Below are 16,573 nucleotides of genomic sequence, written 5' to 3' on the forward strand. Positions count from 1 at the left end.
GCCTACGATCTTACCGGCAGGGTCAATAAGGAAGTTGGTGGGCACGCCTCTTACACCGTACAAGCCGGCTACTGCATTGCTCCAGTACTTCAGGTCAGATACATGCGTCCAGCCCTCCAGGCCATCTTTTTTAATGGCTGCCAGCCACAGGTCTTTTTTGCCCGGCTGATCAAGGGATACGCTAAGCACGGTGAAGTTCCGGTCCTTATACTGGTTGAAAGCCTTTACCACTACCGGGTTCTCTGCACGGCAGGGGCCACACCAGCTGGCCCAGAAATCCAGCAGCACATACTTACCGCGGAAATCGGAGAGCTTTACCGGCTTATCATTTACATCGTTCTGCGTAAAATCCGGCGCAGCAGCACCTATGGCCAGGCCGCGCTCTTTTTCCATAGAAGCGGCAAACTCTTTACCGGCAGGGCTGTTGCGCAGCTCCGGTGTTAAACCTTTGTACATTGGTTCCAGCAGCTTAAGGTCCATATTGGTATGCACGGCCAGCTCCTTTAAGGCTACTATGCTGAAGAAGGAGTTAGGATTTTCTGCAATGAACTTTTGCATCAGCTCACGCTTCTCTGCCAGCGCTTTCTGAAAACGTTCGCCCAGGCCTTTGGTGAAATTGGTATCCTGGCGTTGTTCGTCGGTAGCGGCGCCAAAATCTTTATTAATGCTGTTCATCTGCTCATCAAAAGACGCCAGGAATTTTTTGTAGCGCTCATTTTCCGTGTTGATAGGGGAACCGGTGATGGTAGCATCTTCCAGGGTATTAGCAGCTGCCAGGGTAATGGTCCCCTTTTCCAGGTAAATAAGCCGTTTATCCGGTGACGTTTGCGGGTTAGATCCGCCAGTGCCATCATGATCTACCATCAGCATACATAATAAAGGACCCTGTACGGTACCTTTAAACTGGAAGGCGCCGTCTTTCAGCAGCACGGAATCCAGCATGATCTTACCTTCTTCCCGGCGGTCCAGGTAGGCCTTGGCAGGCGCATTCAGGTGGCCCAGTTTACCGTTTAATACAAAGTTGCCGCTTTGTGCTTTGGCTAGCAGAGGGAATGCTGCACAAGCGAATAATATCCATTTTTGCATGTTGTTTATTTATTTAAAGTTTAATCACGTAGTATAATATCCTGCGGCGCTCCGGGGATGCCGTCTATTTTTTTAATGAGCTGCCCCAGCTTACCGGTGCTGATGTCCAGGTAATAAATGCTGCCGCCTTCTGCGCCTGCTACCAGCAAATTGCCGCCCTGCAATACTTTCAGCAGGGTGATCTTTTTACCCGCAGTGGTGGTTTGCAGGGGTTTAATGTCGTTGTTCAGCGGGTTATAACGGTAAATAACATCGTTGGCGCTGAAGAAGAACACCCCAATAGGCGACGACTGCCATTTGGTGCCTGCCGTTAACAGGCCGGCGCCGGGGAAGGGTCTTTTATAGGTAGGATAAAAGCGCTGGGTACTGTCTGTAAAATCCACCCTGAACTTTAATTCCAGCTTCTTACCCAGGCTGTCGCCAATGGCATACAGCTCATTATCGTTAAAGCGGTTCATATAGATCATGTCCATCTTCACCTGTTTGGGATCAAAGGCATCGCCCAGCACCGTGTAGTTCACATCATAAAAAGTATTTACGAAAAAACGTACAAAGGCCTTGCGGTTCTTATCGTAGCCCAGGAAGTAGCTGTTACCTCTGCCGGATAGCGCTGTTTCCGCAAAGTTCTCCATCAGCTGCGGATGCAGTGAGTAGCTGCCGTTAATGGGCACGCCCCAAAAGCCGTAATAGGGCCAAAAGGGAGCAGTTTCCGTAGCGCCTATATACAGCTTGCCATCTATAACGGCATCGGTAATACCATTCACCATGTTCAGCAAATAATCCGCATGCGCATTGGCCGGGGCATCGTAAAAATTCTCCCGTATGTATTTATTCTTTTTTAAGCTGCTGGCATCTATCTGCACACCACCGTTCTGGTCTCCGTCATACGTGATCCAGTAGGCAGTAAGGGTGTTCAGGTAAAACATGTTCTGAATGGGCACCAGCTGTTTGGCAGGGCCGGGCAGCGCTTCCTGGTTAATGGATTGGTAAATATCCGGCCGTACGGTGCCATCCGGTTTTACGAAGGAGAGTACTGCCTGGTTATTGTTATTACTTAATACCAGCAGGCCTTTGGTAAATTCTGTTTGCGCTACAATGTCAAACTTGTAAAAGTATTTCATGCCGGTGGTATTATCCGTTACAGCTAACTGCGTGGGATAACGGGCGGCCGGCAATCCGAATACAATGCGCAGCTCCCGGCCTTCATAGTCCTGGCTGCGGGCCTCTGCGGCTACATCTATTTTCCAGTAACAGCTGTAATCATTTTTGCCGGAGGCCAGGGTGATCTTCGGTGTAATGATCAGGCTATCGCCGGTAATGGCGTTATACAGGGTATCCAGGTTACTGATCTGCGGATCCGGCAGCTCCACGTAATCATAATTGCCTTTATCGCGTGCGCAGGCTGCCAGTAACAACAGCAGCACGGGCATATATATAAGAGTGTGTTTCAATTTCTGCATGACGAATAATTTGTTTTACACAACAATGCGGTTGCCATCCTCATCCCGGAAATAATACCGGTTATCGGCCGGGTTCAGCTCCAGTAAATACTTTTTCTCTGGGTTGGTAATGCTGTAAAAAAAGTAGTTCCCATTGGTAGTGGGTGTTAGGGTGTAACCGGCGGCCGGATTGTTCTGCACCCATAACAGGGGATCGCTCAGGAAGGCTTTAAAACGGCGGGTATAATATAGCACCCGCGGCGTAGTAGTGGCGTCACTGTTAGTAGCGGGTAGCTCTGTAGTGCCGGATACGCGGATGAACAGCTCATGCTTTACCCGGGAATATGCGCCCAGCTCGCCTATCCACACATTCCACCACACGGGCTTTTCAAGGCGGTTAGAGAATATTACGCGCAGGCTGTCCCAGGGTGTATAATCCACTTTAAAATCCGCTGTGGCTACCAGCATAAATTTTATGCGCACGGTTTTATTGGCCAACGCCGGATCGGTGTTCAGCAGTATAACGGGTACGCCTGTAGTGCCTGAATCTGCCGGCATGGTGTACATATCTTCCAGCGGTTTATAATGCAGGCCGGCTACGGCGGTGGTGGCGCTGTCTACCACAGTGACCTTAAACTGCCGTGCTGTTTTTACCCGGCTGCCGGATATACGCACGGGCAGAAAAACCGTGTCCGTAGCCTTTTCCGGGTACAGCGCAAAGCTGTACACGATACTATCTGAACGTGTCTGTTTACTTGTATCTGTTATTAAGTTGAAGTACACATTATCGGTGGATTGATACCTCACTTCTTCCACCTTTTTACACGAATATAAAATACCGCATAAGAGTGCTATAGCTATGATATGCTTCATTCGTATATGTTTATCTGTTACCGTATGCAATTTCATCGTCCGGGAAAGGCAGCACCATAATGGCGCTGCTGGCCGGCACTGTGCTGCCGTTCTGCCCTGTGATGGGCATGTTCAGGCGTTTGTACATGTAGAAGATCTGACCTTCTCCATACAGCTCCTTACGCGCTTCCTTTACCAGCTCCTGCAGGAACACGGTTTTGGAGGGATCATTGAGCGTAACGCCTATGCCCCGGTTCAGGCGTACGGTATTAAAATAATCCCAGGCTTTGGCAGGATCCGTATCAAACGTACATTCTGCAGCTATGTAATACATTTCGCTGAGGCGCATGGCCGGGGCCATTTGCGGATGCAGGTTGTTATCCGGATCGCGGGCATATTTTTCCAGGCGCAGGTAATTGGTGGAGCTCACGGTTTGTTCGGATAACCATTGTTTGTAACGGAAATCCTCCCCGCCTACCCCGCCGGTTTCATACAGGTTGCGGCCCTCCTGGGTGGAGATATACAGGCCCCTGTCTGAATTACGGAACAGGCGGCGCAATTCTTCTGTAGTATTAGGTATGTAAAAAGCAAACAGCAGCTCTTTGTATAATACCCGGTCTTTTTTGGTATCGTCCGGGTTCAGGAAATCGGACTGCCGGGTCCAGGGAAATTTATGGGTGTTGATCACTTCCAGCGCGTTGCTGAGCGCATTGGCCTTATCGCCTTTATACAGGTACACCCGCGCCAGCTGGCCGCATACAGCGTAATAGTTCAGGCGGTGGCGGCGCTCCTGCACAAAAAGATCGCCATTTTGTTCGGTAGATGAATCCGGGATAGGATACCCTACTTTATAACCGGCTGATACAATAGGATCGGCTGTGGACAGCAGGGTTTTGGCAGCCTGCAGATCTTTCAGCATCAGGTCCAGCGCTTCACCGGTCTTATACATTTTAGGCACATCTTTGCTAAAGGCGGTTACATAGGGAATCCCTTTGCCGCCGGCATCCACGGCTGCGAATAAACGCAGCACATCAAAATGGCAGTAAGCGCGCATGGCCAGCGCCTCCCCTTTTACCAGCGCATAGTTCACCGGTGTAAGAATAGCCTGCTGCTTATCAACCTTCTCCAGAATAAGGTTGGCATTGGCAATCACATTGTACAATCCGCGCCAGGCACTGTCTTTACGGCTAATGAAATCGGCATCTTTATAATTATAGAGAGCCGTTTCTTTATAATGTACCGGATCGTCGGATGCAATGGTGTAGTTCTGCGCCAGCACATCCGGGAAGCCGCCCAGCAGCTCTTTGCCATACAGGTCCGGCTGTGCGCAGCGGCTGTATAAACCGTTGATGGCTTCTTTAAAACCATCTTCCGTGCTAAAAAGATCATCCTGCGATACCTGCGACTGTGGCTGCACATCCAGCCACTTTTTACAGGATCCGAAGACGGTTATTATTATAATTAAGGCGAAATATCTTTTCATCTTCAATACTTTTTAGAACCTGGTTGATAATGAAAAAGTGAAGCTCCTGGCAAAAGGATACTGAATACCTCTTTCCAGCTTTACGGTGGACCAGTAAAAGAGATCGTTCATGGTAAGCGCAAAGCGCAGGTTCTTCATCTTTAACTTTTTGTACAGGCTGGCCTGCGCATCGTAGCTCAGGTATACGGATTTCAGCTCCAGCCTGTCTTCCCGCTGCACAAAGCGCGATGAGGTGCGGGTAAGGCTTTTATCCGTAATGTCCTTATACAGGGCATGGTCGCCTGGTTGCTTCCAGCGCAGGGCCAGCGCGCGGCTATCCACATTATACCATGGGTTGGCATTTTCAATACGGTCTACCAGGGTTTGATTATAAATATCGCCGCCTACTTTTCCGTAAAAGTTCACCTGCAGCATCAGGCTTTTGTAAATAAGGCTGCCGCCGAAATAACCATCTATATCCGGTGTTTGATCACCTACAGGTACGGTGTTCTTCACCTTGTAATCATAGGTGCGGGTACCATCCTGGTTCAGGTATATTTCTTTTCCGTTCTCCGGATCTATGCCCAGGGAGCGTACCGCGTAAATGGTGTTAAGCGACTGCCCTTCCTTGTAACGCAGCAGGGGCGCGGTGGCCAGGTCTGCCTTGGCATCCTGCTGTTTATCTACCTGGTCGTTATAGCTTTTAAGCGCATCGGATATTTTAGTGATCACATTGGTGTTGTGCACCAGGTTCACATTAATGTTGGCCGACCAGTTGCGGGTGCGCCATACATTGGCGCGCATGTACACCTCATAGCCTTTGTTCACCATCTCGCCCAGGTTAGCCTTGTATTTATCAAAACCGGTGGAGGTAGGTACATTAATGTCTGCCAGCAGATCGCGGGTAAGCTTGTAGTAATAACGCGGCGAAATGTACACGCGGTCATTAAACAAACCCAGCTCCATGCTTACATCATAGTTATTGGTGCGCTGCCATTTCAGCTGCGGATTGCCATAGGCGGTAAACACGGCGCCTACGCCGGTAGAGTACCAGCTGCCGGTATAATACTGGTAAGTGGTATTGGATAAATAGGCCGGGAAAGACACACTGCCTGTTAAACCGGTAGTAGCTTTTAAACGCAGCTGGCTGATGGCGGTATGCTGCAGGAACTTTTCCTTATGCAGGTTCCAGCCAATGCCGTAAGACCAGAACGGCGCCATGCGGGAGCCCGTACCAAACTTGGACGAGCCATCTACCCGCACAGTACCATCCATCAGGAAACGGTTCTGATAAGAATAGTTAAAGGACAAAAACCCGCCAATGAGGCGCTGCTCCTCAATATCGCCGGCAGGCGCCGTATTATCTTCATACTTGCGGGCAAAGGTGATATTGGTGAACCGGTCATTGGTAAAGCCTATGGCTGAAAAACTTTTGATGTCTGTTTTTGTGGCCTGCACATTCATGCCCAATGAAAAGTTCAGGAAGTGCGTGTTTTGCAGGGCCTTGTTGTAGGTGATGGTGGCATAACCATCCACCTGCATATCATCCTGGCTGGTGTAGGTGTATTTGCCACGGTCTTTCAGCGCATCACCGCTGTAAAAAAAGTAGTAGTTGCTGAGCGGCGATGCAAAAACATCATCCGTGGTTTTACGTTTGGTAAGACTTACGGTTGCATTGAACCGCAACGCATCAGTAGGCGTGTATTGTGTAGAAAAAGCGTCAATAAATTCCAGGTATGATGATTTGTTAAAGCTGCCGGTGGTAGCGTCGTATAAAGGATTCAGCACAGTAGCGGTAAGGCCGGCATCCTCTCCCCTGTCATTCAAACCGCGGTAATTCCATTTATCTATTTCACGGATCAAACGCCCGGCGGAGTCCCGGATGGGATAATAAGGGTTCATATTCACATACTGGTCAAAATTGCCGTAAGGCGATGCCTTAGCGCTTACCTGTGATAATGTGAACTGGTTGCGGAACAGCAGCTTCTGGCTTCTCGGCTGATAGGACAGCGTATTGCTTAAGCTGTAACGATCGCGCCCGGAGCCTTTCATAACGCCGTTGTTGGTCTGGTAACGCGCATCAATACCATAGCGGATAGTAGACGACCCACCCTGTAAAGACACCGAATGTTTATGACCAAAGTCTGTAGCCACGGGCTGCGACAGCCAGTAGGTATTAATGCCGCTGAGCACATTTTTCTTTTTGGCATAATACATCTTCTCCAGCTCATCAGCGCTGTTCACGCCATTGCTGGTATATAAACCGGCCAGCCTTTCATATTCCAGCTTTTGCGTAGCATCTAATACGTTATAGGCAGTAAGGTCAGGTGTAGTTACATTCAGCTCATAGTTATAATACAGCTCCAGCTCTCCTTCTTTAGGCGCGCGGGTTTGTATCACCACTACGCCGTTGGATGCACGCGATCCGTAAATGGCGGTAGCAGCGGCATCTTTCAGCAGGGTTACCATTTCCACCCGGTTAAAGTCCAGGTCAAAAATAGTTTCTATGCTCACCTGGTAACCATCCAGTATAAACAGGGGCAGGTTGGTTACATTGGCCAGCTGCGTTCTGCTTAGCTGGCTGGCATCGCCGGTGGGTATGGCGGTGGTGCCGCGCACATTTACATTGGGCAGCTGGTTAGGATTAGCGCCGGCAATATTATTTTCCACCAAACGGAAAGAGGGATCGGAGGCCTGTATGCTTTGCAGAATGTTCTGCGGATTAAAACGCTTCAGCTCTTCGCCGGTAATAGTAATGGCAGATCCGGTATAGCTTTCTTTCTTTAGCTGCTGGTAACCATTCACCACAAAGTCTTTCATGGACTGCACTTCTGTAAGCAGCTTTACATCAATAGCGGCACGGTTGCCTATTTTAACCTCCTGTGCTTTATAACCAATGTAACTGAATACCAGTGTGCCATTGGGCGGTACGTTATTCAGGCGGTACTTGCCATTTTCATTGGTTTTAGCGCCATTGGTGGTGCCTTTTACCACCACCGTTACACCTGGCAGCGGTACGCCGGATTCCTCGGTTACCTGCCCGCTTACGGCAAACTGCTGCAGCTCACCGGAAGGTGCGGCAGTGGCGGCAGCACTTATCACTGCTGCGCTTACCGGCTCCATATTAAGGTCAGATGGAGCAATGGGATGATCAGCTGGTTTTGTGCCGGACTTCTTGTAAAGAATGTACTGGTCCTGTCCTACCTGCTCTGCTTCCAGGCCTAAGGGCAACAGGAATTTGTTGAGATAATCAATCAGTTTGGTAGCAGGATCTTTGGCCGGCGGCGCATCTGCATAAATACCTTTTACCGTGTTGCCAACATAGTTAATGCGTATGTTGTAACGGCGCTCCATATGAGCCAGGTGATTCTTAAGCGGCTCCTGGTCCTGTGTGTTGTTTTGTACGTAATAAACAGATCTGTCATTGGCCGGGCCCTGTGCTTTACCAATGGCAGTAAGGCTGCCCAATTGGATCAAAAGAGCCAAGGCAAGGCCACCACCGGTATACCCGGCGTGAATTTTCACCATAGCATTAGATTAAGGTTGGTTATATGTATTTACGAAACACTGTTACTGTACTGCTTTTATTCCCCCTGTGTTTTACTGATCCTGTATGTGCTTGTTCCTGTCTTTTCGATATGTACATTAAACGATCTTCCCAGTGTTATAAAAAACACGTTTATATTATCTCTGGGTATAGTGCCTGTAAAGGTTTGGGCGCCCAGGCTGTCATCTTCCAGCACAATGGTAAGGCCCAGGTTATCCTGTAATGAGCGGATCACCTCTGCTACCGGCGTTTCATTGAACAGCAGGGCCGGTGTGCTCCAGGATGCATACTGCTCCGGGTTTACGCGCTGGTTGCTCAGCTCCGCGGTGGCGGCGGAGTAAGTAACCATATCGCCGGGTTTCATGGTAATAGGCGCAGCAGCTTTTTTGGCGGATGCGGTATTGTTCAGCGTGAGCTTTACCACCCCATTGCGCAGCACCACCTGTGTTTTTACCCGGCGGGTGTTCACATTAAATTCTGTACCTACTACCTGGATGTTTACATCATTCGTATGTACAACAAAGCGCTGGTTGTTGTAGGTATGCTGTACCGTAAAAAATGCTTCGCCCTTCAGCCATACTTCACGGGGCCCGGTACCGGCCCATTTTTTAGAAAAAGATAACGTGGAATTTACATTCAGCTTTACTACCGAATGATCGGGCAGCTCAATGGTTTTCATTTCTCCCATTACCGTAGCGTATTGCACGGTTTTATTATTGAGGGAAAAGAAGATAGCCGCCCAGGCAACCAGCACTCCTGCCAGCAGGGCAGCGGCCGCATAAGGCCACCACCGGCGTTTTTTGTGCATAGGTACCAGCTTAGTGCCGGCAGCTGTATGTTGGTTTGCGATGGAAATACTTTGTAATACTTTCTCCCAGGTCTGCTCCTCATCCTGCGGGGCCGGTGCATGTGCAGACCCGCCGCCTATCAGCAGCAGCAGCTCGCGGGCATGGGCTACGGCCGGCTGTTTATCAGGGTTTTCCTGCAGCCATTGCTCCCAGAACCGTGTAGCTTCCGGCTCCTGTTCCAGCACCCACTGGCGGAAAACAGGATGTTGTAAAAAATCCTCCGTTTTAAAGTCCCTGAATGTCATTATTGGCTCTTAATAAGGTAAAGCGGTGAATGGTGAAAATCTTAGCGTGTTTTGGAAAGTTTTTTTAAAAAAAGTTTCCGCCCCTCAAAAATGGCTGTAAAAACCGTTGGTGCTCAAGCACTATTAATAATAGCGTCAGCAGCTGATCACTATTTTTCTTCAGGTAATTCAATGCTTTGGATAGCAGCACGTAGGTTGAGTTCACGCTCAGCGACATGATGGCTGCTGTTTGCTGTGTATCCAGCCCTTCGTAAAAGCGCAGGTATAAGATCTCACGCTGGCGGCGGGGCAGGTTGCTCATCACCTTTTCCAGCTTTTGGGTACGTTCTGCGCTGGCCTGCTCATTAATAAGGTCCTCTTCACGGGAATGCGTGAACGGCTCCTCCGTGTGTTCAAACAGGCGGCTGAACACGCCCTGTTGCTGGCGGCCGATCTTCCTTTTCAGGCTGGCCAGCAAATAAAATTTAATGGAATCGGTTACGGATAAACGTTCCCGGCTTAGCCAGATGCCGGTGAACAGGTCGTGAATGCAATCCTTTACCAGGTTGCCATCTGCATGCAGCTTCATGCCATAGCGGTAAAGGGAATGAAAATGCGTGCTGTAAATGAAAGCCAGCGCATCCTGGTCGCCTTCCATTACCTTACTCCAAAGCGCGCTATCATTCAGGCTGCCGTACAAGCTATTTAAGATTTGGTTTATTACGGTTCGGGTGTACTGGTGGTGTATTGTACCCGCTAAAGATATGAACCGGAATAATAAGATGCAACCTACTTTAGTTTCACCGGCGTAACCCCCTCTTTGGTGATCTTTACAGGAATGATCAGCCCATCTTTATCAAAATGCATTTCATCAATACAAACCACGCGGTTATTGGCAGCGGTTTCTGTTAAAGGCCGGCGGTGGTACACAATATACCATTGATCCGTGCCTGGCAGCTGTATTACGGAGTGGTGGCCGGCGCCGGTAGCCACGCTCGTATCCTGCTGCAATATTTTACCGATGCGTTTAAAAGGCCCGGCAGGGGAATCGGCTATGGCATAGGCTACGGAATAATCCGGGCCGCCCCAGCCCCCTTCAGACCACATAAAATAATATTTGCCATTGCGGATGAACATAAACGGCCCTTCCACATATCCTTTGGGGGTGATCTCTTTAAACGTAGTGCCGTCTGCAAAAGGTTCAAAGCCGGTAAAATCGGCTTTCAGGCGGGCAATATTACAATGCTGCCAGCCGCCGTAGATCATATAATAACGGCCATCCTTGTCATGGAACACAAACTGGTCTATGGGCTGGGCGCCATTGTGGAACTTATCGATCAGCGGTTTACCCAGGTAATCCTTATAGGGACCTCCCGGCTGGCTGGCTACGGCCACGCCTATGCCGCCCTTTTCCTGGTTGTTTTGAATATCATTGGCGGCAAAGAAGAAATAGTATTTGCCTTGTTTTTCCACAATGGCCGGAGCCCACATCGCGCGTTTGGCCCATTTAATAGCGCCGCTGTCCAGTATGTGCGGGTGCTTCACCCAGCGGCTCATATCGGTTGAGGAAAAGGCATCAAAGAACACCTGGTTCTCATATTTATCGGAATAGGTAGGGAAGATCCAGTAGGTTTTACCAAAAATAGCCGCTTCAGGATCAGCATACCAGCCGCTGATCACGGGATTGCCCGTCTTTTTCTGCTGTGCAACCGCTGTGGATAAGAAGATGGCAGCTCCCAGGGATACCGCAATAGAAAATACCAGTGTCTTTCTCATAGCTATTACTAAAACGTTTAAGTAGTGTGCCAAAATACAAAGGGAATTACGAAATGTCAAATGCGAAGCATTCATGAGCACCATTGAAAATGGATATGAATGCGAATAATTATTCCGTGACTTCTCCGGTCACCATTAAACGGATCTTTTCTTCTTCCAGGTCCAGCAGGCCAATGTATTTGCGGATCAGGTCTTCGTCTATCTCCTCTTTTTTATTCAGCTTTTGCAATAGCTCACGCTGCTCTTTGATCACGGCGCCTACGGCGGCGCGGTAATGCCTGCTGGTAGTTTCAGCTGCCAGCTGCATATTTTCCGCTGCTTCATCCTGCAGGCGTTCCAGCAGGTGAATGTCGCTCTCATAGCGCACCTTTAAGCTTTGCAGTTGTTCATTAGCGGCTATTTTCTCCAGGTACTGCTCATTTAGTACACGCAACCCTGTATGCGCCAGCTTGCGGCGCACCACTTTTTCCTGTTCTGCATAAGGTATGGGGTAATCATTGTCCTCCAGCTTTAACCAGCGCACCACCATGGGTAAGGTCAGGCCCTGGAATACCAGCGTGACCAGGATCACGGTAAATGTGATGAACAGAATAAGGTTACGCTGCGGGAAAGGCGTATCATTTGATAAGGTGATGGGAATAGACAATGCTGCCGCCAGCGATACCACTCCACGCATACCGGCCCAGCCAAGGGCCAGCGGCGCACGCCAGCCCGGCCTGCTGTCTGCCGTAGTAATAAATCTGCTGGCAAAAACGGTGAAGGCCGATGCGCCCAGGGTACATAAAAGCCTTGCCACGATGAGCGCCAGGGAAATGATCACCCCATAACGGATCGCATCGGCCATACTTACCGTACCCAATTGCTGAACAATAAACGGCAGCTCCAGCCCTATCAGCATAAACACAATACCATTTAATGCAAAGCCAATGGTGGCCCATACGTTCTCTCCCTTGAAACGGCTGCCCGGGCTCAGGATCACGTTGCTGCGGGTAGACAGGAACAACCCGCCGCTTACCACTGCCAGCACACCGGAAAAGTGGAACTCTTCCGCTACTATGTACATCACATACGGCGCAATAAAGGTGAGCACAATGTCAATATTGGTAGTGGTGGGCAGCCAGCGGTGAATGGCGTAAAACACCAGGGCCACGGCCAGCCCTATGAGGATACCCATAATGATCACCACAAAAAAACTCACAACAGCCTCATGGAAAACGAATTTGCCGGAATCAATAGCGTTGTATGCAAAACGGAAAACAATTAAGCTGGAAGCATCATTCAGCAGGCTTTCCCCTTCCACTATTGTTACCAGCCGTTTAGGCACCTTAATGCTTTTTAAGATAGAGGTGGCCGATACTGCATCCGGCGGTGAAATGATGCCACCCAGCAAAAAGCCCAGCGGCAGCGTAAATGCCGGGATGAGGTTTGAAGATATAACGGCAATTACGCAGGAAGTAAGTATTACAATAAGAAAGGCAAAACTGGCAATTACCCGCCGGAACTTCCAGAAATCCTTCCAGGAAGTTTGCCAGGCAGCTTCAAATAACAGTGGTGGTAAAAAGATCACGAAGATGAGCTCCGGGTTGATCTGGATCTGTGGCAGGCGCGGAATAAAGCTCAGGCACAAGCCGCCCAGCACCAGCACGATCGGGTAAGAGATCTTTAAACGGTGCGCCAGCATAACAAGGAACAGGATCACCAGCAGCAGGAAGATGTAAAGGCTAAAGGTATTATGCATAAATATGTATAAGTCAATTCTGCGTTGGCTCTAAAATAATACAATTATCCTAATGCGTCAGCAGCCTTTATGGGCGCTCCAGCACACAACCCCGCAGCATATCTTTTTTTACAAACGTGGCTGATTCCGTAAAGCCGGCATCCTGCCACAGGTGTTTGAACTGGGGATTGGCATATAATATTTTCATGGGGCGCGGATGTTGCTCCAGGCTTTGTAATACTTTGGCGATAAAAGTTTCCATTACTGTGCCGTCAAAAGGGTTAAATAAGAAAATAACGCCTACGCGGGATGAAAGGTCGTAATAGCGGGCATCTATCCATTCAATGGTAATATGCGTGCCGGGGTGGCGGTCCTCCACTTTTTCCGCATTATCTGCCGCTTCCTCACAAAGCGCTTCGGAAAAATCTATCCCGATCATATCCTTAAACCCATACCCCGCACCAATGGCCAGTACGCGGCCACGGCCGCAGCCTACATCCAGCAGGGTCGTTTGTTTATCCGCCGGCGTTAGCTGATCAAATAAGGTGGTAGCGCTATAATAGTTTACCGGCTCATAAAAGGAAAAGTGTTTGCGTTCCTGTTCCGGCAAGTGCTCCGGCAAATGGTGAAGGCCAATAGTGCGCACGCCAAACCGCCGCTCACCGCGGATCTCATGCTCAATAATAAAAATAGCTACATCCAGGCCCCAATACCATGCTAAGTAAAAAAAATACAGTACATACCGCATGTGTATAGTTTTATTGTAAGCGCTTATGCCCCACAATGGCCGTTTCATGCATTGGGATCCGGGGCACCGGCTATTGTTTCATAACGGGAAGCTACGTATTGTTTTCGTTATCCGGACGGATGATCATACGAAGCGACTGGTCTTTACTAAAATAAGCCACCGTCCAGTTGGCTAATGTTTTTAAACGGTTACGGTAATTGATCAGCGACATTACATGCACGAACAGCCACATGAAAAACGCGATAATACCTTTGAAATGCAGCACAGGTTTGGGAAGGTCGGCTACTGCCTTGTTCCTGCCTATGATGGCCATAGAGCCTTTGTCGTGGTATTTAAACGGCGTTACTGCGTGGTTCAGCGCCATGGCTTTAAAGTTCTTAGCCAGGTGCTTGCCCTGTTGTATGGCTGTTTGCGCCACCTGCGGATGCCCGTTGGGCCATTGCGGCTCATGCAGCTGTAAGCAGGTATCGCCAATAGCGTAAATATTCGTGGTGCCCTGTACCTTGTTGTATTCATCTGTAAGCATGCGCTTACCGCGCCCATAGCTGGCAGCAGGGATGCCTTCAAACATTTTTGCGGTAACACCGGCCGCCCATATAAGACTTTTGGTTTCAATGGTATCGCCATCGTCCAGGATCACGGTATCATTTACATAATCTTTTACGTGTACGTTTAACCGTATACGTACGCCCATCCTGCGCAGGGCATCATAGGTGCCTTTCTGCGACTGTTTGCTCATGGGCGATAGCAGGCTTTCGCTGCCATCTACCAGGTATATCTCGCCCCGTGTGCCGTGCAGCTCAGGGTAATCTTTCAACACAATGCTGCGGCCCATTTCAGCCAGCATGCCGGATATTTCCACGCCTGTAGGCCCGCCGCCGGCTATTACAAAGGTGAGCAGCCTTTTACGTTCCGCCTCATCTTTGGTAATAATGGCCCTCTCCATTTGCTGCAGCATGCGGTTACGCATGTCAATAGCATCATGCAGGGTTTTCATGGGCATGGCATGCTGCTTTACGTTTTGCATGCCAAAGTAATTGGTTTCCGCACCGGTGGCAAACACCAGGTAGTCATAGATAAGCTCTCCGTTGTTCAGCACCAGCTTATTTTCTTCCGGTACTACCTTTACCACACTGCCCAAACGGAAGTGCAGGTTATTTTTATGATGGAATAATTTACGGAAAGGGTAGCTGATGCTGGCAGGTTCCAGGAAAGCCGTAGCCACCTGGTAGATCAGGGGTGGAAAAAAGTTATAGTTGTTCTTGTCAACCAGCGTAACGGTATAATTCTTATTGCCTCCCAGTGAACGCGCCAGGTTAATGCCTGCAAACCCGCCACCCACTATGATAATGTGCTTCATAAAACCAATTTTTGCTTTGTAATAGATCCATTCGAAAATTAAACCAGCTCTTGCAATTATTGTCGTCTAAAACATTAAATTTAAGGTACTTTCTCTTCATATTAAACCTTACTCACCGGAAATCTCTTTTTTATGGATCAGCGTATCATAAACCTCTTTGATGAATATACCCACAAGCCTTTACGGCGCGATGAATTTATAAACCGCCTTATCCGGCTTACCGGCAGTCTGGCCGCTGCCACCGCGGTTTTACCCCTACTGGAGGTAAACTATGCACAGGCAGCTACGGTACCGGAAAATACTGCCGGCATCCAGGGGCAGGATATTACCTACCCCGGCGATGGCATCACCATGAAAGCTTACCTGGTAAAACCCACCACACTGGCTGCCGGCGCTAAAACCGGGGCGGTGATCGTGATCCATGAGAACAGGGGCTTAAACCCGCACATCCGCGATGTAACGCGGCGGGTGGCGCAGGCGGGATATATTGCCCTGGCGCCGGACGCCCTGTCTGCCACCGGCGGCACCCCGCAGAATGAGGATGAGGCCCGCGACCTCATTGGCAAGCTGGATGCGCAAAAGAACCTGAACAACTACCTGAAAGCCCTGGATTACCTGGGCGGCCTGCCGGAATGTAACGGTAAAATTGGCTGTGTTGGTTTTTGCTGGGGTGGCGCGATGGCCAACCAGCTGGCAGTGAACGCCCCTGCACTGAAAGCTGCGGTAGCCTATTATGGGCGGCAGCCGGATGCAGCCGATGTACCCAAGATCAAAGCAGCCGTGCTATTACACTATGGCGGACTGGATGAGCGCGTAAATGCCGGTATACCGGCCTATGAAGCTGCCCTGAAAGCGGCAGGTGTTAAATACCAGCTGTTTGTATACGAAGGGGCGCAACATGCCTTTAATAACGATACCGCCCCCACGCGGTATAATAAGGAAGCTGCAGATAAAGCCTGGGGAAGAACGTTGCAGTTATTTAGCGAGACGTTACATTGAATAGCAAGGGCTGTCTCATTAAAATGAAACAGCCCTTTAATTTTAGTATATCCGTTACCGTTATGTGCGCCACACCTTTGAGGTGTGGCACACGTTAAATCACATACTCAAATACCTTCTGCACTTTCTTTTCCTCAAACCCATTCTTTTCATAAAAGGCATGCGCTTCTGTTCTTTTTACCTGGCAGCGCACCCGCAGCTTATTGATATTTCTTTCTGCTGCCCACTTTTTAGCTTTCTCCACCAGCTGGCTGCCGACACCTTTACCGCGGGCGCCGGCTGCCACTACCAGGCCGCCTATTTCACAAAAGGGTCCGGTTTCCAAACGCATGGTGTAAAACACGTGGATCCAGCCTACCACCTGGTTGTTCATCACAGCCACGTACGCCATGTCGTAATTACTTTTATCAATCGCTGCAATGTTAGTGATGGTATCCTGTACTGTTAATGGATAACCCAGTTGTATAGAAAGCTCGGTGATCTGCGGGGCCTCTTTCATAGTAGCCGCCCGTATC

13 protein-coding genes are annotated in these 16,573 nt (G+C 49.4%); 1 reads left to right on the plus strand and 12 read right to left on the minus strand.

The genetic code is table 11. The features are described 5' to 3' along the window. From VIM87_RS16160 to VIM87_RS16210, 11 genes are all read right to left on the minus strand, one after another. A partial coding sequence (locus tag VIM87_RS16160; RefSeq protein WP_331997994.1) for a TlpA disulfide reductase family protein occupies window positions 1-1,086 on the minus strand: 1,086 nt, incomplete at its 3' end. A gap of 20 nt (window positions 1,087-1,106) precedes the next feature. After that, window positions 1,107-2,546 carry a PKD-like family lipoprotein gene (locus VIM87_RS16165; RefSeq protein WP_331997995.1) on the minus strand — a complete coding sequence of 480 codons (1,440 nt, stop codon included), beginning with the start codon at window positions 2,544-2,546 and terminating at the stop codon, window positions 1,107-1,109. A 15-nt stretch (window positions 2,547-2,561) separates the two neighbouring features. Continuing rightward, complete coding sequence (locus tag VIM87_RS16170; RefSeq protein WP_331997996.1) at window positions 2,562-3,398, minus strand: DUF4843 domain-containing protein; 837 nt, start codon at window positions 3,396-3,398, stop codon at window positions 2,562-2,564. Window positions 3,399-3,408: 10 nt separating this feature from the next. Further along, a complete protein-coding gene (locus tag VIM87_RS16175) occupies window positions 3,409-4,860 on the minus strand; it encodes a RagB/SusD family nutrient uptake outer membrane protein (protein ID WP_331997997.1) in 1,452 nt (483 codons plus the stop codon). Between the two features lie 12 nt (window positions 4,861-4,872). Next, window positions 4,873-8,367: a SusC/RagA family TonB-linked outer membrane protein gene (locus VIM87_RS16180; RefSeq protein WP_331997998.1), complete on the minus strand. Its 3,495-nt coding sequence runs from the start codon at window positions 8,365-8,367 to the stop codon at window positions 4,873-4,875. 56 nt (window positions 8,368-8,423) lie between these two features. Then, window positions 8,424-9,479 carry a FecR family protein gene (locus VIM87_RS16185; RefSeq protein WP_331997999.1) on the minus strand — a complete coding sequence of 352 codons (1,056 nt, stop codon included), beginning with the start codon at window positions 9,477-9,479 and terminating at the stop codon, window positions 8,424-8,426. A gap of 64 nt (window positions 9,480-9,543) precedes the next feature. After that, window positions 9,544-10,158, minus strand: a complete 615-nt coding sequence (locus VIM87_RS16190; RefSeq protein WP_331998000.1) for a sigma-70 family RNA polymerase sigma factor — start codon at window positions 10,156-10,158, stop codon at window positions 9,544-9,546. Between the two features lie 89 nt (window positions 10,159-10,247). Continuing rightward, entirely contained in the window at window positions 10,248-11,234 is a 987-nt protein-coding gene (locus VIM87_RS16195) for a glycoside hydrolase family 43 protein (protein WP_331998001.1), read from the minus strand. A 109-nt stretch (window positions 11,235-11,343) separates the two neighbouring features. Further along, on the minus strand, window positions 11,344-12,972 hold the full coding sequence (locus VIM87_RS16200; RefSeq protein ID WP_331998002.1) for a Na+/H+ antiporter: 1,629 nt from the start codon (window positions 12,970-12,972) through the stop codon (window positions 11,344-11,346). Window positions 12,973-13,039: 67 nt separating this feature from the next. Further along, entirely contained in the window at window positions 13,040-13,699 is a 660-nt protein-coding gene (locus VIM87_RS16205; protein WP_331998003.1) for a class I SAM-dependent methyltransferase, read from the minus strand. A gap of 91 nt (window positions 13,700-13,790) precedes the next feature. Continuing rightward, a complete protein-coding gene (locus VIM87_RS16210; protein WP_331998004.1) occupies window positions 13,791-15,059 on the minus strand; it encodes an NAD(P)/FAD-dependent oxidoreductase in 1,269 nt (422 codons plus the stop codon). A 132-nt stretch (window positions 15,060-15,191) separates the two neighbouring features. Here VIM87_RS16210 and VIM87_RS16215 point away from each other — a divergent pair, with 132 nt between their 5' ends. Continuing rightward, the gene (locus tag VIM87_RS16215; RefSeq protein ID WP_331998005.1) at window positions 15,192-16,058 is read left to right on the plus strand and encodes a dienelactone hydrolase family protein; all 867 of its coding nucleotides are present in this window, start codon (window positions 15,192-15,194) and stop codon (window positions 16,056-16,058) included. Window positions 16,059-16,152: 94 nt separating this feature from the next. Here VIM87_RS16215 and VIM87_RS16220 read toward each other — a convergent pair. Next, window positions 16,153-16,573 (minus strand): GNAT family N-acetyltransferase (locus VIM87_RS16220; RefSeq protein WP_331998006.1); only part of this gene is annotated, 421 nt, incomplete at its 5' end.

Source organism: Chitinophaga sp. (genome assembly GCF_036569125.1).
GTDB lineage: Bacteria > Bacteroidota > Bacteroidia > Chitinophagales > Chitinophagaceae > Chitinophaga.